The sequence below is a fragment of the Nocardia sp. CY15 genome (assembly GCF_009829295.1).
Taxonomy (GTDB): Bacteria; Actinomycetota; Actinomycetes; order Mycobacteriales; family Mycobacteriaceae; genus Nocardia; species Nocardia sputi.
The window spans coordinates 198,415-224,100 of sequence record NZ_VUOT01000003.1 but is presented as its reverse complement, the minus strand read 5'-3'; the positions used below and the strand labels follow the sequence as shown (position 1 = coordinate 224,100).

General features: G+C 66.5%; 25 protein-coding genes and 4 tRNA genes. 2 read left to right on the top strand and 27 right to left on the bottom strand.

The window, feature by feature from the left end:
• From GVY39_RS07905 to GVY39_RS07790, 24 genes are all read right to left on the bottom strand, one after another.
• A partial coding sequence (locus GVY39_RS07905) for a DNA-directed RNA polymerase subunit beta (RefSeq protein WP_159921352.1) occupies window positions 1-1,999 on the bottom strand: 1,999 nt, incomplete at its 3' end.
• A 409-nt stretch (window positions 2,000-2,408) separates the two neighbouring features.
• Window positions 2,409-3,152 carry a hypothetical protein gene (locus GVY39_RS07900; protein WP_159921354.1) on the bottom strand — a complete coding sequence of 248 codons (744 nt, stop codon included), beginning with the start codon at window positions 3,150-3,152 and terminating at the stop codon, window positions 2,409-2,411.
• Between the two features lie 11 nt (window positions 3,153-3,163).
• The gene (locus GVY39_RS07895) at window positions 3,164-3,901 is read right to left on the bottom strand and encodes a hypothetical protein (RefSeq protein ID WP_195069589.1); all 738 of its coding nucleotides are present in this window, start codon (window positions 3,899-3,901) and stop codon (window positions 3,164-3,166) included.
• 106 nt (window positions 3,902-4,007) lie between these two features.
• On the bottom strand, window positions 4,008-5,249 hold the full coding sequence (locus GVY39_RS07890; protein ID WP_159921356.1) for an MCE family protein: 1,242 nt from the start codon (window positions 5,247-5,249) through the stop codon (window positions 4,008-4,010).
• Window positions 5,246-6,487 carry an MCE family protein gene (locus GVY39_RS07885; RefSeq protein WP_159921358.1) on the bottom strand — a complete coding sequence of 414 codons (1,242 nt, stop codon included), beginning with the start codon at window positions 6,485-6,487 and terminating at the stop codon, window positions 5,246-5,248. Before GVY39_RS07885 ends, GVY39_RS07890 begins: the two co-directional genes overlap by 4 nt.
• On the bottom strand, window positions 6,484-7,716 hold the full coding sequence (locus GVY39_RS07880; RefSeq protein ID WP_159921726.1) for an MCE family protein: 1,233 nt from the start codon (window positions 7,714-7,716) through the stop codon (window positions 6,484-6,486). The genes GVY39_RS07885 and GVY39_RS07880 overlap by 4 nt, the downstream gene beginning before the upstream one ends.
• 37 nt (window positions 7,717-7,753) lie before the next feature.
• Window positions 7,754-8,764 (bottom strand): MCE family protein, encoded by a 1,011-nt coding sequence (locus GVY39_RS07875; RefSeq protein WP_223518969.1) that lies wholly within the window; start codon window positions 8,762-8,764, stop codon window positions 7,754-7,756.
• A complete protein-coding gene (locus GVY39_RS07870; RefSeq protein ID WP_195069590.1) occupies window positions 8,764-9,840 on the bottom strand; it encodes an MCE family protein in 1,077 nt (358 codons plus the stop codon). The genes GVY39_RS07875 and GVY39_RS07870 overlap by 1 nt, the downstream gene beginning before the upstream one ends.
• A complete protein-coding gene (locus GVY39_RS07865; RefSeq protein WP_159921360.1) occupies window positions 9,837-11,186 on the bottom strand; it encodes an MCE family protein in 1,350 nt (449 codons plus the stop codon). The genes GVY39_RS07870 and GVY39_RS07865 overlap by 4 nt, the downstream gene beginning before the upstream one ends.
• Entirely contained in the window at window positions 11,183-12,046 is an 864-nt protein-coding gene (locus tag GVY39_RS07860; protein WP_159921362.1) for an ABC transporter permease, read from the bottom strand. The genes GVY39_RS07865 and GVY39_RS07860 overlap by 4 nt, the downstream gene beginning before the upstream one ends.
• A gap of 3 nt (window positions 12,047-12,049) precedes the next feature.
• On the bottom strand, window positions 12,050-12,844 hold the full coding sequence (locus GVY39_RS07855; RefSeq protein WP_159921364.1) for an ABC transporter permease: 795 nt from the start codon (window positions 12,842-12,844) through the stop codon (window positions 12,050-12,052).
• 11 nt (window positions 12,845-12,855) lie between these two features.
• Window positions 12,856-13,932: an ABC transporter ATP-binding protein gene (locus GVY39_RS07850; protein WP_195069751.1), complete on the bottom strand. Its 1,077-nt coding sequence runs from the start codon at window positions 13,930-13,932 to the stop codon at window positions 12,856-12,858.
• Between the two features lie 243 nt (window positions 13,933-14,175).
• Window positions 14,176-14,556 carry a 50S ribosomal protein L7/L12 gene (gene rplL, locus GVY39_RS07845; RefSeq protein ID WP_039802004.1) on the bottom strand — a complete coding sequence of 127 codons (381 nt, stop codon included), beginning with the start codon at window positions 14,554-14,556 and terminating at the stop codon, window positions 14,176-14,178.
• A 56-nt stretch (window positions 14,557-14,612) separates the two neighbouring features.
• Complete coding sequence (rplJ, locus tag GVY39_RS07840) at window positions 14,613-15,152, bottom strand: 50S ribosomal protein L10 (RefSeq protein WP_159921366.1); 540 nt, start codon at window positions 15,150-15,152, stop codon at window positions 14,613-14,615.
• A gap of 669 nt (window positions 15,153-15,821) precedes the next feature.
• Window positions 15,822-16,535: a 50S ribosomal protein L1 gene (gene rplA, locus GVY39_RS07835; protein ID WP_159921368.1), complete on the bottom strand. Its 714-nt coding sequence runs from the start codon at window positions 16,533-16,535 to the stop codon at window positions 15,822-15,824.
• 150 nt (window positions 16,536-16,685) lie between these two features.
• The gene (gene rplK / locus GVY39_RS07830) at window positions 16,686-17,120 is read right to left on the bottom strand and encodes a 50S ribosomal protein L11 (protein ID WP_014988496.1); all 435 of its coding nucleotides are present in this window, start codon (window positions 17,118-17,120) and stop codon (window positions 16,686-16,688) included.
• 92 nt (window positions 17,121-17,212) lie between these two features.
• Window positions 17,213-18,001 (bottom strand): transcription termination/antitermination protein NusG, encoded by a 789-nt coding sequence (gene nusG / locus GVY39_RS07825; protein WP_159921734.1) that lies wholly within the window; start codon window positions 17,999-18,001, stop codon window positions 17,213-17,215.
• Between the two features lie 118 nt (window positions 18,002-18,119).
• The gene (gene secE, locus GVY39_RS07820; RefSeq protein ID WP_159921370.1) at window positions 18,120-18,518 is read right to left on the bottom strand and encodes a preprotein translocase subunit SecE; all 399 of its coding nucleotides are present in this window, start codon (window positions 18,516-18,518) and stop codon (window positions 18,120-18,122) included.
• A 108-nt stretch (window positions 18,519-18,626) separates the two neighbouring features.
• Window positions 18,627-18,699: transfer RNA gene (locus tag GVY39_RS07815), tRNA-Trp, on the bottom strand.
• Between the two features lie 221 nt (window positions 18,700-18,920).
• Entirely contained in the window at window positions 18,921-19,988 is a 1,068-nt protein-coding gene (locus GVY39_RS07810; protein WP_159921736.1) for a fused (3R)-hydroxyacyl-ACP dehydratase subunits HadA/HadB, read from the bottom strand.
• A gap of 183 nt (window positions 19,989-20,171) precedes the next feature.
• Window positions 20,172-20,342, bottom strand: a complete 171-nt coding sequence (gene rpmG, locus GVY39_RS07805; RefSeq protein WP_011211653.1) for a 50S ribosomal protein L33 — start codon at window positions 20,340-20,342, stop codon at window positions 20,172-20,174.
• Between the two features lie 42 nt (window positions 20,343-20,384).
• Window positions 20,385-20,460: transfer RNA gene (locus GVY39_RS07800), tRNA-Met, on the bottom strand.
• A 76-nt stretch (window positions 20,461-20,536) separates the two neighbouring features.
• Window positions 20,537-20,609 (bottom strand) — tRNA-Thr (locus GVY39_RS07795).
• 608 nt (window positions 20,610-21,217) lie between these two features.
• Window positions 21,218-21,300: transfer RNA gene (locus tag GVY39_RS07790), tRNA-Tyr, on the bottom strand.
• Between the two features lie 174 nt (window positions 21,301-21,474).
• On the opposite strand from GVY39_RS07790, the gene GVY39_RS07785 reads away from it, so the two are divergent.
• The gene (locus tag GVY39_RS07785) at window positions 21,475-21,966 is read left to right on the top strand and encodes a YajQ family cyclic di-GMP-binding protein (protein ID WP_159921372.1); all 492 of its coding nucleotides are present in this window, start codon (window positions 21,475-21,477) and stop codon (window positions 21,964-21,966) included.
• On the opposite strand, the gene GVY39_RS07780 is transcribed toward GVY39_RS07785, so the two are convergent.
• The gene (locus GVY39_RS07780) at window positions 21,957-22,982 is read right to left on the bottom strand and encodes a nitroreductase/quinone reductase family protein (protein ID WP_159921374.1); all 1,026 of its coding nucleotides are present in this window, start codon (window positions 22,980-22,982) and stop codon (window positions 21,957-21,959) included. The genes GVY39_RS07785 and GVY39_RS07780 overlap by 10 nt on opposite strands.
• A gap of 121 nt (window positions 22,983-23,103) precedes the next feature.
• Here GVY39_RS07780 and GVY39_RS07775 point away from each other — a divergent pair, with 121 nt between their 5' ends.
• Window positions 23,104-23,568 (top strand): MarR family winged helix-turn-helix transcriptional regulator, encoded by a 465-nt coding sequence (locus GVY39_RS07775; protein WP_159921376.1) that lies wholly within the window; start codon window positions 23,104-23,106, stop codon window positions 23,566-23,568.
• Window positions 23,569-23,580: 12 nt separating this feature from the next.
• Here GVY39_RS07775 and htpX read toward each other — a convergent pair whose 3' ends face one another.
• Entirely contained in the window at window positions 23,581-24,462 is an 882-nt protein-coding gene (gene htpX, locus GVY39_RS07770; RefSeq protein ID WP_159921378.1) for a zinc metalloprotease HtpX, read from the bottom strand.
• A 155-nt stretch (window positions 24,463-24,617) separates the two neighbouring features.
• Window positions 24,618-25,658: a polyprenyl synthetase family protein gene (locus GVY39_RS07765; protein WP_159921738.1), complete on the bottom strand. Its 1,041-nt coding sequence runs from the start codon at window positions 25,656-25,658 to the stop codon at window positions 24,618-24,620.
• Window positions 25,659-25,686: the final 28 nt, after the last annotated feature.

Sequence of the window (25,686 nt, the reverse complement as noted above, 5' to 3'; positions counted from 1 at the left end):
GATTCGACCGAGCGAACTTACGCATCCGATAGGACTTACGCGTCCCGTCATCAGCCATCACCGTGACGTAGTCGGCGGAAACCTCCTCCACCACACCGGCCTTCTCGTTCACCACGACATCACCGGCGTCCACGGCAGCGCGCAGCTCCATGCCGGTGCCGACGATCGGCGCCTCGGAACGGATCAGCGGCACGGCCTGACGCTGCATGTTCGCGCCCATCAGGGCGCGGTTGGCGTCGTCGTGCTCGAGGAACGGGATCATCGCCGTCGCGACCGACACCATCTGACGCGGCGACACGTCCATGTAGTCGACCTCGGTGGCCGCGACGAGCTCGTTCTCCTCGTTGCCCCGGCGGCACAGCACCCGGTCCTCGAGGAAGCGGCCGTCGGCGTCGACCGGCGAGTTGGCCTGGGCACGAACGTGCCTGTCCTCCTCGTCGGCGGTCAGGTAACGGACCTCGTCGGTCACCCGGCCCTCGACCACCTTGCGGTACGGCGTCTCGATGAAGCCGAACGGGTTGACCCGCGCGTACACCGACAGCGAGCCGATCAGGCCGATGTTCGGGCCTTCCGGGGTCTCGATCGGGCACATGCGGCCGTAGTGCGACGGGTGGACGTCACGTACTTCCAGGCCGGCGCGCTCACGGGACAGACCACCCGGGCCCAGCGCCGAGAGGCGGCGCTTGTGGGTCAGGCCCGACAGCGGGTTGTTCTGGTCCATGAACTGCGACAGCTGGGACGTTCCGAAGAACTCCTTGATCGCGGCGACGACCGGGCGGATGTTGATCAGGGTCTGCGGCGTGATCGCCTCGACGTCCTGAGTCGTCATGCGCTCGCGGACCACGCGCTCCATGCGGGAGAGACCGACCCGGATCTGGTTCTGGATCAGCTCGCCGACGGTGCGCAGGCGACGGTTGCCGAAGTGGTCGATGTCATCCACTTCCACCGGAACCTCGACGCCACCGGGGGCGGTCATGGCCTTGTCGCCCGAGTGCAGCCGCACCAGGTACTCGATGGTGTTGACGATGTCTTCCCTCGTCAGCACCGAACCGACGACCTGCTCGCCCACGTGGATGCCGAGCTTCTTGTTGATCTTGTACCGGCCGACGCGCGCCAGGTCGTAGCGCTTCTCCTTGAAGAACAGGTTCTCCAGCAGAGTCTGCGCGGACTCCTTGGTCGGCGGCTCGCCCGGACGCAGCTTGCGGTAGATGTCCAACAGCGCCTCGTCCTGACCGGCGGTGTTGTCCTTCTCCAGGGTCGACATCATGATCTCGGAGAAGCCGAAGCGCTCGACGATCTCCTCGGTGGTCCACCCCAGCGCCTTGAGCAGCACGGTGACCGGCTGACGGCGCTTGCGGTCGATGCGAACGCCCACGGTGTCGCGCTTGTCCACGTCGAATTCCAGCCACGCGCCGCGGCTGGGGATGACGCGCACGCTGTGCAGGTCCTTCTCCGTGCCCTTGTCGACGCTGTGGTCGAAGTAGACACCCGGCGAACGCACCAGCTGCGAGACGACGACGCGCTCGGTGCCGTTGATGATGAACGTGCCCTTGTCGGTCATCATCGGGAAGTCACCCATGAAGACCGTCTGGCTCTTGATCTCACCGGTGTTGTTGTTGATGAACTCCGCTGTCACGAACAGCGGAGCCGCATAGGTCATGTCCTTGTCTTTGCACTCATCGATCGAGGCCTTGACCTCTTCGAAGCGCGGGTCGGAGAACGACAGCGACATGGAGCCGGAGAAGTCCTCGATCGGAGAGAGCTCCTCGAGCACCTCCTCGAGGCCACCGACTAGGCCGACATCGCCGCGAGCGGCCGCGCGCTCGCGCCATTCCGGCGAACCGATCAACCAGGCGAACGATTCCGTTTGTAGATCGAGAAGTCCGGGCACCTCCAAGGGTTCACGGATCTTCGCGAAAGACACCCGCAACGGGGCTCCGGGGATTCCGGCAACTGCCTTGGTCTGGGTGGAGACTGCCAAGATGCGTCCTTCCAGCACCTCACGCGCGTCGCGTGGTGGTCCGCGACCGTCGCTTGTCTGCTACGAATTCCGCTGGTTACTACCCGAACGAAACTCGAACAGGCAACCACGGAAGTAACACCGGAAGGGTGAACTTACGTGTGCAAATCGAGGTATGGACAGGAGGCAGCCAGCGCAACGTCCAAACCTACACCCAAGTACACGGGAGTGTCAAAGTACCACCCGTGTGATCGTCCGCATGGCTGCCGCGCCGCGTCGAAGTCGCTGGCTGCGTCCTTCAGGTGCGGTGCGCTGGAAGCCACTGTGACAGCTGCCGCTGTTGTGAATAGCGTGACGGTTCGGGCGAAACTCGTCAAGTGGCAGGCCCGGCCGGGGAGCCGGTGAGATCGCCTGCCGCGCTGCGTCATCCCCGCCGATACGGCGGGGGTTACTGGTCCACGATGTCGCTGGCCAGCCAGCGACCATCCACCTTCTGCATGTGCAGGACCACCGGTCCCGCGACGCTCTGCTGCGCTACGCCGTCCTTGGTGGCGCTCACCACCAAGTTGACGATCAGCTCGGCGCGATCATCGGTTAGCAACGTCACAGCAATCGGATCGGCTTTCGCGTCGGCGCTGGTCTGCGCCTGCTTGACCGCCGAAATCGTCGTGTCGGCGTACTTGTCCAAATCGGCGAGCATCTTCCCGGTGAGCACCTGCTTGGCGGTGTCCCGGTAGCCGTTGATGTTCTGTACGTCGTAGGCGTAGACGGTGCGCAGGGCGTGGTCGGCGGCCGCGCGCACTTCTTGGGTGGCCTCGTTGTCCACATACGCCTGGTTCGAGGTGTCCACCCCGGGCCGCTGGGCGGCCAGCCATGCGAAACCACCCAGCAGGGTAGCGGCGATCAGCATGCCGGCGACGAGTCCCCATCGGGGGCGCCCGCCGTCGCGGCGCGACGGACGACTCGGCTTCCGCGGCAGGATCCCACGCCACCGCGACGACCCGCCCGCGTCCGCACGGGGCTCTTCGCCGCGAACGGCACCCGACTGCCCGCCGGGCCGGGAAATGCCCGTCACGCGCGGTTTACGGCCGGTTGCGGGCCGCTCGGTACGCGCGGAGGCGGTACGCGCGGAAGACTCCGTGGCGGGCCTGCGCTTGGAGGTGACCCGGTTGACCGGTCGGCGAGACGTCATGGGTGTTCCTCCTACGATCCCGGCTTGGGCGCTGCGGGCGGCTGGTCGGCCGCCGGGGCGGGCGCCTGTTGAGCGGGGCCGCCGCTCAACAGCACCGGCTGGCTGAGCGAGGAGATCTGCTCGGCCTTCCAGATGTCGCCGTCCTTGGCCAGGTCGACGGTCCAGGTATAGCGGTAGTCGGCGGACGGGGAGTCCTTGCCCTTTTCGGTGACCTGTAGCACGACCAGCGCCGACGCCTTGTCCTGTTCGCTGTTGAGCGAGGTGAGCGCCGCGCCGAGCACCTTCGAGGTCATCCCGATCCCGCTCTGCTGGGCCAGCTTCTCGGCCTGGTCCTTGTTCTTCGTGGCCGAGTCCAGCAGCGCGCCGGTCATCGAGGACCTGGCCAGCGCCAGCGAGCCGGGCACGTCGTCCAAGTTCATCGAGGTCATGTTGAGCGCGGCCTGCCGGGCGGCGTCCAGCGCGGTGTCGCGGGCGTCGGCGCGCGGTCCGTCGGTCAGCGCGGCCCGCACCCAACCCGCTCCGAACCATGCTGCGCAGCTCAACGCGATCACCAGCAGCGCGGCGGAGCAGACCACAACCACCCGGCCCAGCGCGGACCCGCCGCCCGGACGCGCGGAGTCGCTCCGGTCGGCGGCCTTCTGATCGCCCGCGTCGCCCGGCTTCGCGGGCGGGGCGGGCTTGTCCGCCGTCGCGATGTCCGGCGCGTCCTGCGACACCGCATCGGACTGCTTGGCCAGGTCGGCGGTCACGACAGCGCCTCGCCGTCGCTCGGCTCGGTCGCGCTCCAGGACAGCATGCCCGTGGTTCGCTCGCTCCAGTCACTCACGCTCGACACCCTAACGTCATTGCTCCTGGTCACCGCTTCGGTGTGACCCCCAGCAGGGTCGACAACTGCACGGCGACCGGAGTCAGGTTCAGCTTCTCCGGATCGGTTTTGGGGTTGGAGTCCCAGGGCTGGACGATGGCCGGATCGGCGAATTCGGCTCGGTCGCCACCCCGGACGGCGGTCGGATTACCGAAGGGGACAAGACATCTGGCGTCTTTGTTGAACGGGAACTCGTCGCGCGTGTCGTCGAAGTCCGGGTTCTGCGCCTTCATCTGTTCCAGAATCCGATGCGTGCCCTCGTAGCCCACGGTACAGGCGGGTGGGTTGTTGGTTTCCAGCACGAGGCCGAAGTGGCTGGTCCCATCGCCGGGCGCGGTGGAGGACCCGCCGATCGACAGCTGCGGGATCATCTGCAACAAGGGCTTGATCGCGTAGAACTTCGGCGAGATCGCCTGCAACAACAGCCGCAAGTTGGCCAGGTCCTGGGTGAGCGCGCCGCCGCTCTCGTCGATCAGCGCGCCGATCTGCTCCCCCGCGTCGGTTCCGGTGCCGATGAGCCTGCGCACGTCGGGGTCGCTGGAGCGCAGCTGGGCGGTGAGCCGGTCGAGGCCGTCGCTGAATTCGCGGATCGCGGCGGACTGGTCGGCTTGCGTGCCGAGCGCGACACGGCCGTCGCGGACCAGCTGGATGGTCTGCGGGAGCGTCGCGTGGAAGGTCTCGGTGAACTTGTTCAGCGAATCGATCAGTACTCGCAGATCGTCGCCTTTGCCGTCGAACGCCTTGCCGAGTTCGCGCACCGTCGTGTTGAGCGCGTTCAGGTCCACCGAGCCCGCGAAGGAGTCCACGCTGGAGATCAGCTCCTCCACCGGCACCGGCAGGGTCGCCGAGGTGATCACCGAGTTGTCCCGCAGGTACGGGCCGGCGTCCGAGTCCGGCTGCAGGTCGACGTACTGCTCACCGATCGCCGAACGGTTGGCCACCACGGCTTTCGCCGACGCCGGGATCTTCGGCGAACTCGAGTCGATGACGAGGTTCATCACCACGCCCTCGCCGGTGAGTTCCAGCTCACCGACCCGCCCGACCGGGACGCCGCGGTAGGTCACTTCGGCGCCCTTGTAGATGCCGCCGGTCTGCGCCGCACGCAGCTTCACCGTGTACTCGTTGAGCCCCACCATGTGGTCGAGGCGGATGTACTTGCCGCCGACGTACACGACGCCGAGCACCGCGATCACCAGGAACGCGATGAGCTGCCATCGGACCAGACGTGTCACCGCGGACCACTCCCCACACCGAGTTGCTCGAGGATCGCCCCGGCCGGGTTCGGCGGCACACCCGGCGCGGGCGGCTGCGCCATCAGCGGCGGCAGCGGCAGGATCGATACCGTCGGCCAGCCCGGACGCGGGCCGTTGCCGTTGTAGTACGGATTGGTCGGGTCCACCGGCACCGGGGGGCCGACCGGCGGGATGTACACCGGATCGGGCTTGCCCACGCCGAGGTTGCCGAGGGTGACGCCGATCTGCTGGTCCACCGACAACCACGTGTTCACGCTGCCGCCGAAGGTGCTCTCCAGCGCCGAGTCGGGGAACGGGTAGGTCGGGATCAGGGGAACCGCGGCGACCAGATCCGGCGCCGCACGGCCCAGTTCCTGCAATGTCGGCCGCAGCGCGGTGAGGTCGCGGATCAGGTCGTCCTTCGAGGTGTTCAGCACGTCGAAGCCCACCTCGCCGAGCCGGTCCAGCTGCGCGAGCAGGCCGACCAGCTGCGGGCGCTGTTCTTCCAGGATCTTGATGCCCTGCGGCAGCTCGTCGAGGATCTTGCCGATCTGGTCGGTCTGCCTGCTGACCCGGCTGCTGAGCACATCGAGACCGTCGAGCGCGCGGGTGATGTCGTCCACCTGCTGGTTCAGGCCGCCGATCAGCGTGTTCGCCTGCTCGATCAGCGAGCGCACCCGGTCTTCCCGGCCGCCGAGTGTCTTGTTCAGCTCCGTGACGATCGGCTGCAACTGCGCGACGCCACCGCCGTTGAGCAGCAGCGACAGCGCACCGAGCACCTGCTCGACCTCGGTGGCGTGCCGGGTGCGGTCGAGCGGGATGACCGACCCGTCGGTGAGCCGGTAGGGATCGGGATCGGCGGCGGGCCGGGAGAGCTCGATGAACTTCTCGCCGAGCAGATTCGACTGCCGCACCTCTGCGCGCGCGTTCGCGGGCAGGTCCACCGAGGAGTTGACCAGAGTACGCACGGTGGCGGTCCACTGGTCTTCGCCGAGGCTGATCTTCTCGACCCGGCCGACCGGCACGCCCTCGACCTTGACCGCCGACTGCGGAACCAGGTCGAGAACGTCGTCGAACTGGATATCGATGTGCATCGGGCGCTCGCCCACGTCGGCGCCGCCGGGCAGCGGCACGCTGTAGATGCCGTCGGCGGCGCACGAACTGACCAGGGCGGCGGACAGACCCAGCGCCAGGGCCGCGCCGAAACCGCGTGCGACCGAACGGATCCGAATGCTCATCGCGCACCTTCCTGCGACGGCGGAAGCCGGTCCGACGGCGTGCCGGGCACCGTGCCCGGCACCGGGTCACGCTGCTGGTTCTCGCCGCTGAGGATGCCGAACGGCAGGATCAGCGTCGGGGTCTGCACCCCGGCGGTGATCTGGTCGGTGATCTCCTTGCAGTGATCGAGAACCGGCCGCATCTGTCTGCCGAGGGCCTCGAACTTGGGATCGCCCGGCATCAGTTTGGACAGGTCGAGCATCTTGCACACCACACCGAACGGGTCCTGCAATTCGGGGAAGTTGGCACGCATGTCGAGGGTGCCCGATTCGGCGTTGTGCACGTTGATCAGGTTGCTCAACGCCACCGGCAGGACCGGCAGCAAGGCGGCCACGTCGTCGCGCTGGTCGGACAGCGTCTTGGTGAGCGTGATCAAACCTTCGGCGTTGCTGGCGATCAGGTCTCGATTGTCGTCGATGAAGCGGGCGACGTCGCCGAGCGCGACAGAGAGCAGATGCAGCGCGGCGCCGAGGTCCTCGCGTTCGTCGGCCAGGAACGTCGACAGGTCGGCCAGCTGGGTGTTGAACTGCCGTACCTGCTGGTCGTTCTGGGCCAGCATGGTGATGAAAGCCTGCAAATTCTTGACCGTGTCGAAGATGTCGCCGCGCGCGTCGGACAAGTAGCGGGCCGCCCTGGACAGCTGGGTCAGGCTGTTGGCAAGCGCCTCACCGTTGCCCGCCAGATTCGCCGCGCCGGTGCGCACCAGGTCGTTCACCGCGCCCTCGGCATTGGCGCCGTTGGGGCCCAACGCGTCCGACAGTTCGGTGATGCTCTTGTACAACTGGTCGACTTCGACCGGCGTCGCCGTGCGCTCGCGCGGAATCGTCGCGTCGCGCGGCATCTTCGGGCCGCCGGTGTAGACCGGGGTCAGCTGGATGTAGCGGTCGGAGACGATGGACGGTGTGATCTGGGCGGCCCGCGCGCCCGCGGGCACATCGAACTCGCGGTTCACGCTCATCACGACCTTGACCTGGTCGCCCTGCGGCTCGACCTTGTCCACCGAGCCGACCGGCACGCCGAGAATCCGCACGTCCGAGCCCTCGTAGATGCCGACCGACCGATCGAAGTACGCGGTGATTCTGGTGGTGGTCAGCCGGTTGAACAGCCACCACAGCACCACCGCCACCAGCACGGCGAGGACGACTACCAGCGCGATGCCCACCTTGGCGCCGCGGCTGGAACCGCGCACCGCGCCGACGGGATCGTTACGCCAGTTCTCCGCCACGTCAGTTACCTCCCAGGGTGCGGATCGGCTGACGGTAGCCGGGGATTTCGGGTAGCGCGGGCGGCAGCACGTTGACGATCACCGCGTCGAACCAGCGGCCGGTCCCCAGCACGTTGGCGTAGAGGTTGTAGAACGGGGCCGCGAGTTCCAATGTCTTGGAGATGTTCTGCTGGTTGGCGTTGAGCAGATCGATGGAGGCGCGCAGATTCGTCAGCGCGGGGCCGATCTGCTCCTCGTTGTCGTGCACGAGCGCGCTCAGCTCCGCCGAAACCGTCTTGGCGCCGGACAACAACTGCTTGATGGACTGCTGCCGGATGTTCAGTTCGGCCAGCAGCTGGCCGCCGGAGGCCAGCAGCCGCTCGAACTCGGCGTTGCGGTCGGCGAGTACCTGCGTGGTCTGCCTGGTCGCGGCGAACAGCTTCTTCAGCTCCTGGTCGCGTTTGGCCAGCGTCTCCGACAGCCGCGCGACCCCGTCGATGGAGCCGCGGATCTCCGGCGGCGTCGTCTCGAACGCCTCCGACAGCACTTGCATGCTCTTGGCCAGCTGTGAGGTGTCGATCTGATCGATCGTGCGCGCGGCATCGGTGAACGCGTCCACCACGTCGTACGGAGAGACCGTGCGGGACAGCGGAATTCGCGTACTCGGATCGGCAGGCTTCGAGCCCCTCGGGTCGAGCGCGAGGTACTTCTGTCCGAGCAGCGTCTTGATCTGGATGGACGCGGTGGTGTCGTTGCCGATCCAGGTGTCCTTGGTGCGGAAGTCCACGAGCACGCGGTCACCGGCGAGCCGCACATTGGACACCGAACCGACCTTGACGCCCGCGACGCGGACTTCGTTGCCCTTCTTCAGGCCCGCCGCCTCGGTGAATTCGGCGGTGTACTTGGTCCCCGCGCCGATGATCGGCAACTGATCCAGGGAGAACGCCGACACCGTCACCAGCAGCACCATGGCGAGGCCGAGTACGCCCATGAACGCCGGGCTGCGCTTACCGAGCAGAGTCCGGTCGTCCATCAGCGAGCCTTCCCGTGGCAGCGCGGCGCCGCGTTGGTGTACAGCGGCTGGTTGATCGTCGGCAGGCCCGCGGGCAGGTTGAGCTGCGGCGCGTCGACCGCGCCCGGTCCGACGACGATGTCGATGCCGCACAGGTAGAACTGGAACCAGGAGCCGTAGCTGGCGGCGCGGCCGAGCTTCTCCATCTTCAGCGGCAGGTTGTACAGCGCTTCGTTCACCTCGTCCTGACGCTCGTCGAGCGTGCCGGTCAGCTGGCTCAGGCCCGCGATCGAGCCTTGCAGCGTCGGACGCACCGGGACGAGTAGGTCCGATGTCGCCGAGGTCAGGTTGGCCAGCGAGGTCACCGAGCGCCCGATCGTGTCGCGGTCGGCATTGAGGCCGCTGATCAGCGCCTCGGTGTTCACGATCAACTGGTCGAACTGGTCGTCGCGCTGGTTGACCGCGTCCAGTACGGCGGTCAGGTTGCGGGTCAGCTCACCGATCACGGCGTCCTTGTCCGCGATCTTGTTGGTCAGGTTCGCTGTGGTCGCGACCAGATCGCGGATCGTGCCCTGCTCGCCCTGGAAGACCTGGATGATCTCGAAAGACAACTTGTTCACGTCGTCGGCGGTCAGCGTGCGGAACAGCGGCCGGAAGCCGTTGAACAGCGTGGTCAGGTTCAGCGCGGGCCGGGTGCGCTCCAGCGGGATGGTGCCGCCCTTGTTCAGTTTGCGGCCCTGTTCCCCCGTGCCCTGCTCCAGCGCGATGTAGCGCTGGCCGACGAGGTTGCGGTACTTGATCGTGGCCGTGGTCGAGGCGGGCAGCCAATCCCGGTCGAGCAGATCGAACCGGACCTCGGCCAGCCGCTTGTCCACGATCGAGACATCGGTGACCTTGCCGACGCGGACGCCGGCGATGCGGACCTCGTCGCCCGGGTTGAGGGCGGTGACGTCGGTGAACCTGGCCTTGAACCCGGTGCCGCGACCGCTGTAGTTGGCGATCGACAGCCCGAGCATGGTCGTCACGAACAGGGTCACCACGACGAAGACGACCAGCTTGGTCAGCGGCCCGCCCAGGCCGCGCAGCTGCTGTTTCATCGCACGCTCACCTCGCTTCCGCGGAACGCGGGCGCGCCGGCCCGGGTCACCCAGCCCGGCACCTGATCCGGGGCGACACCGTTGGCCGCGCCGTAGATCGCGCCGAGCGACTGCTGCTCCATGGGAGAACCGGCGATGGTCGGCATCTTGCTCGCCGGGTAGACGCCGAACTGCGGCGGCTCCAGATGGCCGATCTCCTGGTCACCGGGGTTGCGGCTGGGGACAGCGTAGGAGCCGTCGTTGTTCGGGCCGCCGGTGTACTGGCCGGGGTCGACGCCCAACGGCATCTCGGGGATGCACCACGGCCCCCTCGTGTCCAGCCAGCGCGGTTCGTCCTGGTTGGGCAGGTACTTGCCGCGGGTGTTGGTGAGTTCGATGGTCACCCGGGAGCCGGGCGTATCGGTGCCCTTGCCGAAGATCCGGTCGATACGCGGCTTCAGCTGCGCGAAGTTCGCCAGCGAGCAGGCGTAGTTGGGCGAGTAGTAGGCCAGTTGCTCCAGCGCGGGGCGGGAGTCGGCGGCGACGTCGATGATGTTGTCGCGGTTGGCGATCAAGAACTCGGTGGTGGTGGCGGAGGTCGGCGTCAGCGTCGCGTACAGGACGTCGATATCGGTGCGTCGCTGCACGATCGTGGCGTTGGTCGTGCGTAGGTTGTCCAAGGCTTGGATCAGCTGCGGCGCCGCGTCGGAGTAGGTGGCCGCCACCTCGGCGAAACTGCGTAGGTCGGCTTGCAGGTCCGGAAGCACGACGTTGACCTGACGGAAGATGTCGTCCAGCTTGTCCACGCTCTGGCCGAGCGCCAGTCCTTGCCCGGCCAGCGCCTGGGACAGCGCGCCCAGGGTGGCCGCGAGATCCTGCGGCGGGATGGCCTGCAGCAGCGGTAGCAGGTCGTCGAGCAGTTTGCTCAGCTCGATCGCGTTGCCGCTGACGTCCTGGTGCAGCGTCAAGCCGTCGGTCAGGTGCTGTGGGCTGGGATTCTGCGGAATCACCAGGTCCACGTAGCGCTCACCGAACAGCGTCTTGGGTAGCAGGCGCGCGGTCGCGTTGGCGGGGATCTGGCGCGCCTTCTCCGGATCGATGGCCAGGTTCAAGGTCACCTCGCCACCCTCGGAGCGGCTCGACCGCACCGTGCCGACATTGATGCCGCGCACCTTCACGTCCGCGTTGCGGGTCAGCGCGTTGCCCACGCTGTCGGTGATCAGGTCGACGTCGACGGTCCGCACGAACTGCTTGTTGTAGATCGCGACGGTGGTCCACAGGAACAACGCGACCACGACGAAGAACGCGATGCCCAGCACTCGAATGCGCAGTCTCTCCGTCGAGCGCCAGGTCTGTGTGCGGCTCATCCGGCCACCCGCACCGTGGTGGTGGTGCCCCAGATCGCGAGGCTGAGGAAGAAGTCGAGCACGTTCACCAGGACGATGGCGGCGCGGACCGCGCGGCCGACCGCGACGCCGACGCCCGCGGGCCCGCCGGTGGCGTGGAACCCGTAGTAGCAGTGCACCATGATGATCACGAACGCGAAGACAAGCACCTTGAGGAACGAATAGAGCACGTCCTCCGGTGGCAGGAACAGACTGAAATAGTGGTCGTAGGACCCGCTGGACTGCCCGTTGAACCAGATGCTGATCGTCCGCGATGCCAGGAACGTGCCCAGCAGCCCGACGATGTAGAGCGGGATCACCGCGAGGAACCCGGCGATCACCCGGCTGGTCACCAGGAACGGCACGCCGGGCACCGCCATCACCTCGAGCGCGTCGATCTCCTCGGAGATCCGCATGGCGCCCAGCTGCGCGGTGAAACCACAACCGACCGTTGCCGAGAGCGCGAGCGCGGCGACCAGCGGCGCGATCTCGCGGGTGTTGATATAGGCGGTGAGGAAGCCGGTGAGCACCGAGCTGCCGAGCGCGTCGAGGGCCTTGAATCCCTGCAGTCCGACGACGACGCCGACCGAGCCGGACATGAACACGATGACGCCGATGGTGCCACCGATCACCGCGAGCGCGCCGCTGCCGAAGGTGACCTCGGCGAGCAGCCGCATGACTTCCTTGCGGTAGTGCACCGCGGTGCGCGGAATCCACGCGATGGCCCGCAGGTAGAACGACATCTGTTCGCCCGCGCGGTCGATGACGCCCAGCGGCATACGAGCGATCTCACCCACCCGGCGCATGGACTTGGCGACCGGGGTTCGGTATGACGTGGCCATCCGTCAGGCGCCCTTGGCCGGGACGACCTGTAGGTACACCAGGGTCAGAATGAGGTTCACGAAGAACAGCACCATGAATGTGATCACCACGGATTGGTTCACCGCGTCACCGACTCCTTTCGGACCCCCTTTGGGATGCAGACCCTTGTACGCGGCGATCACACCGGCGATCAGGCCGAACACCGCTGCCTTGATCTCGCCGATCCACAGGTCCGGCAGCTGGGCCAGGGCGGAGAACGACGCCAGGTAGGCGCCCGGGGTACCGCCCTGCAGCAGGACGTTGAAGAAATACCCGCCCGCGATGCCGACCACCGAGACCAAACCGTTGAGCAGCAGCGCGACCAGCATCATGCCGATCACGCGCGGCACCACCAGCTTTCGCACCGGATCGACGCCGAGCACTTCCAGCGCGTCGATCTCCTCGCGGATGGTGCGCGAGCCCAGATCGGCGGCCACCGCCGACCCTGCCGCGCCCGCGATGATCAGGGCCGTGACGACGGGAGCCGCCTGCTGGACTGTTGCCAGGACGCTGGTCGCACCGGTGAAGGATTCCGCGCCCAGCTGCTTGATCAACGAGCCGGTCTGCAGTGCGACGACCGCGCCGAAGGGAATCGCGACCAACGCGCTGGGCAGGATCGAGACGCTCGCAATGAACCACGACTGCTCGATGAACTCCCGCCACTCGAAGGGACGACGAAAGGTCTTGCGTAGAACGTCGATGAACAGCGCAAATATGTTGCCGGCCTGGGCAAACCCCGACTCCAGGGGAGTTCGCAATCGCGCCAGGGTCGAATTCACGATCGCAGATGTTACCCGTTAGTTGTGTTGTGTCGCACGGTGGTGTCGTACGTGCCGCCCGGATAATTAGCCAGGTCGCCGCTGTTGTACGCCATCACCTGCGTGTCGTCGCTCTCCGCAAGTGATTCACGGATCGCCACCTGGGCGGCGTGCGGCAGGGTGTGCATGATCTCGCGAACGCGTTCCTTGCGCCGCAGCACCGCCTGACGCACCGGCATGCCCGGGGTCGCACGCATCTGCGGGATGATCCCCTCCACCTCTTCGGCGCCGCCGTGGTGGTGACCGGCGTCCACCAGCGCCTGCTCGCGCGCCATCTGCGCCTCGTCCTTCTCCTCGGACATGCCGATCGGGCCGAGCATGCGGCCGTTGAGGAACTGCTTGACCACGGGCTCCTCGGAGGTCAGCAGCACCTCGCGCGGGCCGAACATGACCAGCTGACGACGGAAGAGCATGCCGATGTTGTCCGGCACGGTGCGCGCGAGGTTGATGTTGTGCGTGACGATCAGGATCGTGGCGTCGATCTGGGCGTTGATATCGATCAGCAACTGCGACAGGTACGAGGTGCGCACCGGGTCCAGGCCCGAGTCGGGCTCGTCGACGAGGATGATCTGCGGATCCAGCACCAGGGCGCGCGCCAGCCCGGCGCGCTTGCGCATACCGCCGGAGATCTCGCCGGGCAGCTTGCCCTCGGCCCCGAGCAGACCGGTGAGCTCCAGCTTCTCCATGACGATCTTCTTGATCTCGGATTCGCTCTTCTTGGTGTGCTCGCGCAGCGGGAAGGCCACGTTGTCGAACAGATTCATCGACCCGAACAGCGCGCCGTCCTGGAACAGGACGCCGAAGAGCTTGCGGATCTCGTACAGCTGCTTGTTGGAGCAGGTGGTGATATCGGTGCCGTCGACGTAGATCGAGCCGCGCTCCGGGCGCAGCAGTCCGATCAGCGACTTCAGGAACACCGACTTACCGGTGCCCGACGGGCCCAGCAGCGCGCTGACCTCGCCCGAGGGCAACGTCAGAGAGACGTCCTGCCAAATCCGCTGCGAACCGAAAGACTTGGTTACACTCTCGGTCCTGACCTCGACGCCCACGCCAACCTCCACAATTCTCAGCGAGCTGCCCACCGGCGAACCGCGCGCTCGGACATCGCGGTGCGTCACGTCACAGTGGGTTCGGTCACTGTAACCCATGAGAGAGACGGGGCACACCCCGAGCTGACTGAAGAGTAACCCCGCGATCCTTTCGCCATTTGTAATTGCGGCAAGTTTGCCGAAAAACAGCAAACGGGCGGCCCCACAAAGGGGACCGCCCGTTCGGCGTGTTTCGGTCCGGAATTACTTGACCGAGACCTTGGCGCCGGCCTCTTCCAGCTTCGCCTTGGCAGCCTCGGCGGCATCCTTGGCGACCTTCTCCAGGATCGGCTTCGGAGCGCTCTCGACGAGGTCCTTGGCCTCCTTCAGGCCCAGGCCGGAGACGATCTCGCGGACCACCTTGATGACCTGGATCTTCTTGTCGCCCGCGCCCTCGAGCACGACGTCGAACTCGTCCTGCTCCTCGACGGCCTCGGCCGGAGCAGCGGCACCGCCGACGGCGGCGACGGCGACCGGAGCAGCCGCGGTGACCTCGAACTTCTCCTCGAACTTCTTCACGAAGTCCGACAGCTCGAGCAGGGTCATGTTGCCGAAGGTCTCGAGCAGTTCGTCAACGTTGGCCATTGTTGTTTTCCTTTCGGTAGGTGATGTCTATGCGGGCGTGTCGTGCCGCACGGGTCTTACTCGGCGGCAGTCGCGCCTTCTTCGGCCTGCTTCTTCTCCTGCAGCGCGGCGGCCAAGCGGGCCACCTGCGAAGCGGGAGCGTTGAACAGACCAGCGGCCTTGGCGAGGTTGCCCTTCAGCGCGCCGGCCAGCTTGGCCAGAAGCACCTCGCGGGTCTCCAGGTCGGCGATCCGCTCGACCTCGGACACGGACAGCGGAGCGCCGTCCATGTAGCCGCCCTTGATGATGAGCGCCTTGTTGTCCTTCGCGAAGGTCTTCAGGGCCTTGGCCGCGTTGACCGGCTCACCGGTGATGAAGGTGATCGCGGTCGGTCCGACGAACAGCTCGTCGAGGCCTTCCACGCCCGCCTCGGCGGCGGCACGCTTGACCAGGGTGTTCTTGGCGACGGAGTACGTGGCGTCGGCGCCGAGCGCGCGCCGCAGCTCGGTGAGCTTGCCGACCGACAGGCCACGGTATTCCGTGACGACGGTGGCCGTCGAGCTCTTGAACTGCTCCGCGATCTCCTCGACCGCGGTGACCTTCTCGGGTTTTGCCATACTTCGCCTCCTCTCTGATTGGTCGGTTCGTATACGCGAACTACCGATCAGGGGCCGGCGACAAAACAAACGCCCCGAACGCAGAGCGTTCCGGGGCGCAACAGAAAACCGATCCGAGATGTACCCGGATCAATTCCCAGCCTCGGCTCTCCCTGCGTGGGCCGCCGGCAATGTCGCCGGACCTTCGACCGAACCCATGCGGGATCGGCGACCAACGGTCTTCGGTAGAACGGATTGGGTAGCGATCGAACTCGTCGATAACTGATGTCCAATGTACCTGTAGGGGTTCTTTCTGCCAAAACGACCCCTCACAGAACACCCGATCAAACGTGCCGCCTCTACCGTGTTGTGGTGCGGGACACATGGCCGGGGCGGCGAGGGCGAGTGCGAACGGCGATGAATGCACGGTAGGTCAATGATTCGCCGCTCGACCGGAAGCCGCCGAGCCGGGTTGCTGAGCTGTGATATCAGTCAGCCGAGCCGAAGGGCGCTGGTTCGACTCGGCTGACGCTCTTCACCTTTTCGATACCTTTGCCGAAGGAGGCGACACTCGATCCAGGATCGGCCTCCGCGAGCGCGACCAGATAGGCGTCGGCAAAGGACAACCGTAACGCCGCAACGGCGGGAACGCGAATGCGTTCCCGCCGTTGCGGTCAGCTCAGCTGCTGCTTACGCGTCCTCGTCGAGGAGGTTGCGGGTGCGGTTCGGGTCCACCGGGATGCCCGGTCCGGTGTTCGTCGAGACCGTCACCTTCTTGACGTAACGCCCCTTGGCGGTCGACGGCTTCGCACGCAGGATCTCGTCCAGCGCGGCGCCGTAGTTCTCCACCAGCTTCGCGTCGTCGAAGGACGCCTTGCCGATGACGAAGTGCAGGTTGGCCTGCTTGTCGACGCGGAAGTTGATCTTGCCGCCCTTGATGTCGTTGACAGCCTTGGTCACATCGGTGGTGACCGTGCCCGTCTTCGGGTTCGGCATCAGGCCGCGCGGGCCCAGGACGCGCGCGATCCGGCCGACCTTGGCCATCTGGTCCGGGGTGGCGATCGCGGCGTCGAAGTCCAGCCAGCCGCCCTGGATCCGCTCGATCAGGTCCTCGGCGCCGACGGCGTCGGCTCCGGCGGCCTCGGCCTCGGCGGCCTTCTCGCCCGCCGCGAACACGATGACGCGGGCGGTCTTACCGGTGCCGTGCGGCAGGTTGACCGTGCCGCGGACCATCTGGTCCGCCTTGCGGGGATCCACACCGAGACGCACGGCGACCTCGACGGTCGCGTCGGTCTTGGTGGTGGCGGTCTCCTTCGCCAGGCGCGCGGCGGCCAGCGGGGAGTAGAGCTTGGTGCGATCGACCTTCTCGGCCGCGGCGAGGTACGCCTTGCTTCGTTTTGCCATGATTCTCTGTCCTGTTCGATCCGCGGCGCTCCCGGGCTCTCCGTGGTCACGTAGGCTTCCGCCTCCGAGCCCGTCGCTGGCGCCGCTGTGTTGGTAGTTCAGACGTGGTTATCGGGCCTGGCCGGCCCTCCCACCAGGGAGCGATTCCGCTCAGCCTTCGACGGTGATGCCCATCGAACGCGCGGTACCCGCGATGATCTTGGCCGCCTGATCGATGTCGTTGGCGTTCAGATCTTCCTGCTTGGTCTTGGCGATCTCGCGCACCTGGTCCATGGTCACCTTGGCGACCTTGTTGCGGTGCGGCTCCGCCGAGCCCTTCTGCACGCCTGCGGCCTTGAGCAGCAGCTTGGCGGCGGGCGGGGTCTTCAGCTTGAAGTCGAACGACCGATCCTCGTACACCGAGATCTCGACCGGAATGACGTTGCCACGCTGCGACTCGGTCGCGGCGTTGTACGCCTTGCAGAACTCCATGATGTTGACGCCGTGCTGACCGAGCGCGGGGCCGACCGGAGGGGCCGGGTTCGCCTGGCCGGCCTGGATCTGAAGCTTGATGATCCCGGCGAGCTTCTTCTTCTTGGGGGGCATCTTTCTTTCCTAGGTGTTTGGTGTCCTTGCTCTTTGCAAGTCTGGTGTCGCGATCCTCGACCGGGCGGATTCACCCGACCGCTGACAGCGGTCTAGATCTTCGCGACCTGGGTGAACGCCAGCTCGACCGGGGTCTCGCGGCCGAAGATCGACACGAGCACCTTGAGTTTCTGCTGCTCGGCGTTGACCTCGGAGATGCTGGCGGGCAGCGTCGCGAACGGGCCGTCCATGACCGTCACCGACTCGCCGACCTCGAAGTCGACCTCGATGACCGGCTTCGGCGCGACCTCGCCGCCCGCGGCCTCGGCGCTCGACGCCGCGGCCGCCGCGGCGGGCTTCTTCTGCTGCTGCGCGGCCGGGACGAGGAACTTCACCACGTCATCGATGGACAGCGGTGACGGACGCGAGGTGGCGCCGACGAAACCGGTGACACCGGGGGTGTTGCGCACCGCGCCCCACGACTCGTCGTTGAGCTCCATCCGAACCAGGATGTAACCGGGCAGCACCTTGCGGTTGACGTGCTTGCGCTGCCCGTTCTTGATCTCGGTGACCTCTTCGGTGGGCACCTCGACCTGGAAGATGTAGTCCTCCAGGTCCAGGTTCTGCACGCGGGTCTCGAGGTTGGCCTTCACCTTGTTCTCGTAGCCGGCGTAGGAGTGGATGACGTACCACTCACCGGGGGCGCGCCGCAGCGCTGCCTTCATCTCGGCGACGGGATCGGCGGGCTCGGCATCCACAGCGGCGGCAGGGGCGGACTCAGCGGGCTCCGATTCCTCGAGCGCGGGCCCGTCGGTCGCGAACTCCTCGACGGAGTCGGTGGGCTCGGCCACCGCGTCGTCGGCCGGGAACTTGTCGGGTGTGTCGTTCTCCGGGGTGCTCACTGGGGCACTCGCTTCCTGTGTCGTCACGTACATCCTCTGCGTGCCGGGCCGGGCGCGCGGCGAAATCACTGCCGCCCGTGTCCGCCCGGGATCGGCTACCGGCGTCGGCGTCGTTCAGCTAGCCGAACAGCCAGTTGACACCCTTGATGAACGCCAGATCCAACCCGCTGATGAACGCGACCATGAAAATCACGAACACCAGAACAACGCTCGTATAGGTGACCATCTGCTTCCGGTTGGGCCAGATCACCTTGCGCAGTTCCGCGATGACCTCACGCAGGAACTTGATCAAACGCTTGAGCGGATTACCCGGCTTCCTGCGTTCGGCCCGATCGGTCGTCTTGGTTGCCTTACGCGACGGGCGGTCGAGCGTGGCGATCGAGCCCGTGTCGACCTGGGAGGAAGCACTGCGGGACCGCCGGGCGGACCGCTTTCCGCTCGGTCGGGTCGCTGCGGCGGTGCCATCGCCTTCGTCGGCGGCATGTGCGCCGCGGCGAGTGTCCCGCTCGTCGCTCACGCCTTCTCCTCGCTGCGCTCGGTGCCGCCGTGCGCGATGCGCGCTGTGCCAATGGCTCGCTCGCTACGCTCGCTCACGTCGGTCCTCTCTCGTCGCTGGCATCCAGGGCAGGGGCGACAGGACTTGAACCTGCAACCTGCGGTTTTGGAGACCGCTGCTCTGCCAGTTGAGCTACGCCCCTTCGGTCGGACGGTATCGGCTGTCCGACCACTGTTCGATATTCAGTTGTGCTCCGGTGTCACACAACACGCGCGCTACTCCGGCAGTTGCCGGCCCCGTCGACGATCCTCGCGGACCGCTTGGAACCAGCCCCACAGAGCAGCGCGCAGCGGCTGGCGACCCCAGAAACCTGAGTGTACGTTACCGTGCGCGCCATTAGCCAATCAGGGTCGCTGTAGCTGGTCAGGCCAGCTGCACCGTGGCGGTGGCGCGGCCGAAGATCTTCTTTCCCGCCGCCTTCGCCACGATGGCGACGACTGCGGTTTTCGACTCCGGATCGACCGATTTCACCTTACCGGTGTACTCGACCTCGGCGGCCTCGTCGGTGCCCACGTAGACCGGGCTGGTGAAGCGGACGTTGTACTCCTTGATCGCGCCGGGATCACCGAGCCAAGAGGTGACGAACCCGCCACCGAGACCCATGGTGAGCATGCCGTGCGCGACGACGTTGTCCAAGCCGACCAGCTTAACGACCTCGTCGCTCCAGTGGATCGGGTTGGCGTCGCCGGAGACACCGGCGTAGTTCACCAGATCGCCGCGAGTGAGCCGGACGATACGCGCCGGCAGCTCGTCCCCGACCGAGACGTCCTCGAAGCGGATGGCGTGCTTGGTGCGCACCGCCTCCGGCACTTGCGCGACCGGCGAGGGCGCCTGGGTCACGACGGGCGTGCTGCGCGGGCTGTGTCCCGGCGCTTCCTCACCGATGCCGTGCATGAGCACGTTGCGGACCGCGGCGTTCAGGTTGGGGTCGATATCGGCGCCGCTGCGGCCGACCAGGGTGGTGTAGGTGGTGAGTACCAGCTCGTCGTTCTGCGCGGTGACGATGTTCTTGGTGACCATGATGTCGCCGCCGAAGGCCTGGCGGAACGAATGCAGGTAGACGTCGCAGGTGAGCTGGTCGCCGACCTTGATCGGGCGATGAAACTCGAGGATCTGGTCGGTCTGCATGATCTGGCTGAGGTCGTAACCGGTGACGACCTGCTCGAACAGCTTGCGCTGGGCCAGGATCCCGACCAGGGAGATGAAGGTGACCGGCGCGAGCAGGTTGTCGTACCCGTACTCCTGCGCCACGTCCTCGTCCCAGTGCACCGGGTGGTAGTCCTGCACGGCGCGGGCGTATTCACGCACCTTCTCGCGGCCGACCTCGTAGTAGTCGTCGACGCGATAGTGGTGACCGACCATCGCCGCGGCGTTCGCCGCGGGGTCGAGCGCCTCGCCCGTCTGGACCGCTTCGTCTGTACCGGTGTTGATTGTCACGGGAGGACTGTACCTATCTGACCCCGTCGCCCGGAGTCGGCGGAGCGTTCACCACCGCACCCGCACCGTGAAAATGCGTCAGGGCCGGACAACTGTCCGGCCCTCGCGGTGCCACGGCCCGAGATACCGGGATGCGACTCCCGGCGCTACACCACGCGGTAGTTCACGCGCGGAGGACTAGCGGGATTCGCGGTGCGCCCGGTGTGTGCCGCAGTTCGGGCAGAACTTCTTCAGCTCCAGACGATCCGGGTCGTTGCGCCGGTTCTTCTTGGTGATGTAGTTGCGGTGCTTGCACTGCTCGCAGGCCAAGGTGATCTTTGGCCGGACATCGGTGGACTTCGCGGCCACGATATGCCTTCTTTCCGGTACCTGATGGGCTTGTATCGGTTGTGGTAGCGATGGCCGGACTTGAACCGGCGACACAACGATTATGAGTCGTTTGCTCTACCGACTGAGCTACACCGCCACGGCGTCGCATTGCCATGGTGCCGAGCCCGCACTACGGGAGCGATGCCGAGTCGGTCACCACCGGCAATCCGGCGAGCCCCCTAACGGAATCGAACCGTTGACCTTTTCCTTACCATGGAAACGCTCTGCCGACTGAGCTAAGGGGGCATGACTACTTCCGCACCGAGCCCCGAACACTCGACCTCAGCGCGGTGAAGTCTTGAACGAGGTTACACACTCCCAGCTCCCACCACCAAACCGCGTGGTCAGAGGGGTGTTTTACGCGCGGATTCCATCGTCCAGGGCCCGTTTGCGGCTCGCATTCGGGCACGAAAGCGCTCGTAGAAGTCGCGCCACGCGAGGCGACGATAGCGGACGGTTCCATCAGGTCGAGCGAGTGAGGGCGGCAAATACCCGCGCCGAATTGCCGCGTCCACGCAGACCCGCTCGAGGGCAAGCGCCGACAACCTGCCGATCCGGCGGTGGGCGCGTTGTCCCGGATCATGTCGAGCGACGGAACGCAGAGCCGTGAATTGGAGCGAGACCAACGTCGATCAGATCTCCTGGAGCACGGACCGAAGGCTCCGATCCCCGGAGCACGAAATCACTCCGTTGTCAGCTTCCCCACAAACCGCACACCCCCCAACGCAACCACGACAAGCGGGTCCGGGGGGCGAAGCCCGCCGGGCGGGGCGTGGGGGTTGCACCTTCACAAGACATTACGAAGCGAGCCCTGTACGCGCTTTCTGCGTACAGGGCTCGCTCAGTGAGCGGAGTGGCAGGTGTAGGATTCGAACCTACGTAGGCTTTCACCGACAGATTTACAGTCTGCTCCCATTGGCCGCTCGGGCAACCTGCCGTTCGCGCATTCTTTCGCGCGCTGAGCAGAATACATCGAACCCGCACCCTGAATGCAAACCGGCTGGCTATCGGCCGTGCGACCCGACTACCCTCGGGTCTCCGGGTAGAACTGACGGTGGCTGGAAGCAGAGGGTTCAGCTCACCCGTCGGACCGTCAGAACAGGAGCGCAGCGTGGCTGATTCGTCTTTCGATGTTGTGAGCAAGGTCGACCGGCAGGAGGTCGACAACGCCCTGCATCAGGCGGAGAAGGAACTCAACACCCGCTACGACTTCCGCGGCACCGGCGCGTCGATCGAATGGTCGGGCGAGGACAAGATCGTGCTCACCGCGGAGGCGGAAGAGCGCGTCAAGGCCGCGCTGGAGGTGTTCAAGGAGAAGCTGATCCGCCGCGACATCTCGCTGAAGGCGTTCGACGCGGGCGAGCCGGTCTCCTCCGGCAAGGTGTACAAGATCACAGGTTCACTGGTGCAGGGCATCGACTCCGAGCACGCGAAGAAGATCTCCAAGAAGATCCGGGACGAGGGCCCCAAGGGCGTGAAGGCGCAGATCCAAGGGGACGAGCTGCGGGTGAGCAGCAAGAAGCGCGACGATCTGCAGGCCGTGATCACCCTGCTGAAGAGCGAGGATTTCGGGATCGCGCTGCAGTTCGTCAACTACCGCTGACCGCCGGACCGGAGCGCGGCCGGGTCGGTCGCGTTGAGCGTGTCCACGAGGGTGTCCTCCTCGTAGGTGAAGTGGGTTTCCAGTTCCGTCGCGAGGCGTTCGAATTCCGTGCGCAGCCGCGCGGGGTCGCCCAGGTGCGGCGGGTCGAGAAGTGTCCGTAGTTCGGTCAGCGCGGTGGCGACCACACCGTGTTCGCGGCTCAGCCGGTCGACCACCGGCGCGAGTTCGGGATGCAGCCGCACCAGGGCGGGAAAGACCCCGTCCTCGCCGGTGTGATGTTCACCGAGCGCACCACAGAACGCCAGGCAGTGGGCGCGCAGATCCCGCGGCGGAGTTGGTTGGGCCGCGACGTCCGGTGCACGCACATACTCCGCGAGGCTCGCTCGAATTTCGGTGAGGTCGCGGCGCAGCTGGGCATGGACCTGACGCAGGTGGTCGCCAACGGCCGCGGCGCGCTGTTGCGCGGGTGCGGCCACTCCAGGCGAGTCGGCCGACGCCATCGTGCCCGCGACGCCGGCCGCTACGGTAGCGACAGCGCCTGTTCCCATCAGGAAGCGGCGCCTCTCGAGTTCGCGCCGCTCGAGCGGCTCCAGAGCGACGACGGGGATAGTCCGGTCGGTCGCCGCTCGATAGGCGGCGAACGCCGGCTCGTCGCTTGCCTGAGCGGCATAGTGACGGTCTCGCTCGGCGCCCTCGAGAACTCGGGCGCTCGCGGTGTAGGTCCGGATTCGCTCACCCTCGCCGATCTCGACGGTCACCTCCGGATTCGCCCGCACATTGTGGAACCAGGCGGGATGGTTGTCGGCGCCCGCATTGGATCCGAACACCAGCACACGGTCACCATCCGGGCGGTAGACGACCGGTACGGTGTGCCTCCGTCCCGTCTTCGATCCGGCGGTGGTGAGCAGGAGCAGGGACGCCCCCTCGAACATCCCGCCGACCTTGCCCGCGTTCGCGCGGAACTCCGCGATGATCGCCCGGTTGAAATTCTCTGGCCTGATCTCCGGATCGGTCATGTCCGATATCCCTTCCGCGGCTCACCTGCCGTGACCGCTGGCTATAACCTGATGCCGAAGTCAATATTTGCTTTGCAAGCAAATATGTTTTGTAGTCAAAGGTTATTGGGAGGTGGGCCGCATGTCAACCGAGGAGCGGGCCGGACTGGGCGTGGACGAGGGCATCCGCACGCTGCTGCTACTCATGCCGCGCGTCGTGGGGCGGGCCAAGAAGCTGGGCGTTCCGAAGGAACTGGAATCGTTCTCGCTGGCGCCCCGGCACCTGTCGCTGCTGGCCAACCTGGTCTTCGACGGCCCGACCACGGTGACGGATCTGGCCGCCCGCCTGGAAGTGGCTCCGACGACGGTGAGCCTGATGGTCGGCGAACTCAGCAAGCAGGGTGTGCTCGACCGCGGCGCGGACCCGGACGATCGGAGGCGCACCATCGTCGCCATCGCGCCCGCCCACGAGCAATCCGTGCGGGAATGGCTCGGTCGCAGCGCCCGGGCCTGGCGTACGGTGCTCGAGCCCCTGACGGCGGAGCAGCGGAAATTGTTCGTCGACACGTTCCGCGCTTACGAGGACCAGCTGGCCTCGGACGATTGAGGCCGCCGGGACTCAGTACCGGCGCGGGCCGCCCGCCATCTCCTCCAGCCGGGCAATGCGCTCGTTCATCGACGGGTGTGTGGAGAACCAGCGGGCGACCTTCTCGCCCGGACGGAACGGGTTGGCGATCATCAGGTGCGACTGCGCCGCCAGCCGTGGCTCGGGCGGAAGCGGAGCGGTGTGCACGCCACGCTCGATCTTCCGCAGCGCCGACGCGAGAGCCAGCGGGTCGCCGGTGAGTTCGGCGCCGGACTGGTCGGCCTGGAATTCGCGCGAGCGCGATACCGCGAGCTTGATCAACGTCGCGGCGATCGGGCCGAGCAGCGACACCAGCAGCACGGCAAGCAGGTTCGGGCCCTCCCCGTTGCGGTTGCCGCCGAACATCGACAGGTAGAAGGCCAGATTGGCCACGCCCGAGATGACCGCGGCAAGCGCGCCCGCGATGGAGGAGATCAGGATGTCGCGGTTGTAGACGTGCGAAAGTTCGTGACCGAGCACGGCCCGCAATTCCCGCTCCTCGAGAATCTGCAGGATGCCGCTGGTGCAACAGACAGCGGCATGGCGGGGACTGCGTCCGGTGGCGAAGGCGTTGGGCGCGTTCGTCGGGCTGATGTACAGCCTCGGCATCGGCTGGCGCGCGGTGGTGGCCAGTTCACGCACGATCCGGTACATGACCGGAGCCTCCAGCTCGCTGACCGGCTGGGCGTGCATTGTCTTCAACGCGATCTTGTCGCTGTTGAAGTACGCGTAGGCGTTCATGCCCACCGCGAGCAGGATGGCGATGACCAGGATCGTCGGATTGCGGAACAGCGCGCCGATGAACACGATCATGGCCGACAGGCCCACCATCAGCCCGAAGGTCTTCAGCCCGTTCGCAAGCCCGTGTCCGTGCATGTGTCTCCCTTGCCCGCTCCCCCGTTCACCGAGTCGCCTGACAGCAGGTCAACGATAGAAGCCGCAGGCAAAGTTCCGGTGAATCCCCCACCGCGCCGAAACCAGCCCGAGGAAATCACTCCGCGCCCGCATGGGACCGTTCTTCGACGCGCGGATCACCCCACGCGTTCGATGGTGTACCGGACCAGCCGCTCGAGGGCGTCGTTGGCGGGGCCGTCCGGGAGCGCGGACAGCTCGGCATAGGCGAGATCGGCGTAGCCCTGCAGCTTCTCCTTCGCCAGCACCATGCCGCGGGAATCGGCCAGCAGATCGAGCGCCTCCGCGACCTCCTCGTCGGTTTCCAGCGGACGGGCCAGCAGTTTGCGCAGGCGGTCGCCCGCGGCGCCGTCTTCGCGCAGCGCGTACAGCACCGGCAGGGTGTGCACGCCTTCGCGCAGGTCGGTGCCCGGGGTCTTGCCGGACTGCTCGGAGGCGGAGGAGATGTCGATGATGTCGTCGGAGATCTGGAAAGCGGTGCCGACCGCGTCGCCGAGGCGGGCCAGCCGCTCGACGTGCTCGGGGTCCGCGCCGGAGAAGGTGCCGCCGAATCGGCCCGCGGCGGCGATGAGCGAACCGGTCTTCTCCCACACCACACGCAAGTAGTGCTCGACCGGATCCTGGGATCCGCGTGCGCCCATGGTCTCGCGCATCTGACCGGTGACGAGTTCGGCGAAGGTCTCGGCGATGATGCGCACCGCGTCGGGGCCGAGGGTGGAGGTGAGCCGGGACGCGTGCGCGAACAAGTAGTCGCCCGCGAGGATGGCGATGTTGTTCCCCCACCGCGAGTTGACGCTCGGAGCGCCGCGGCGCATCGGGGCCTCGTCCATCACGTCGTCGTGGTACAGCGTGGCCAGGTGGACGAGTTCGACGACGGTGCCCGCGGTGATCAGAGCGGGATCGGTGGGGCGCGGGCCGAGCTGGCCGGTGAGGATGGTGAAGAGCGGACGGAAACGTTTACCGCCGGCCTTGGCCAGGTGCAGCGCGGCCTCCTGGAGGAATTTCGCACCGTCGGAGAGCTCGTCGACCAGGAGTTTCTCCACGTCGGCAAGGCCGTCGCGCACCGTGTCCGCGAGCCGGGGGTCACCGAGGTCGACCCCGGCCACGACCGTGCTCACGTCGCTCCCGGCTTCGCTGTGCCCGCCGTGCGCCGTGCCCATGATTCGCTCGCTGCGCTCGCTCATGGCC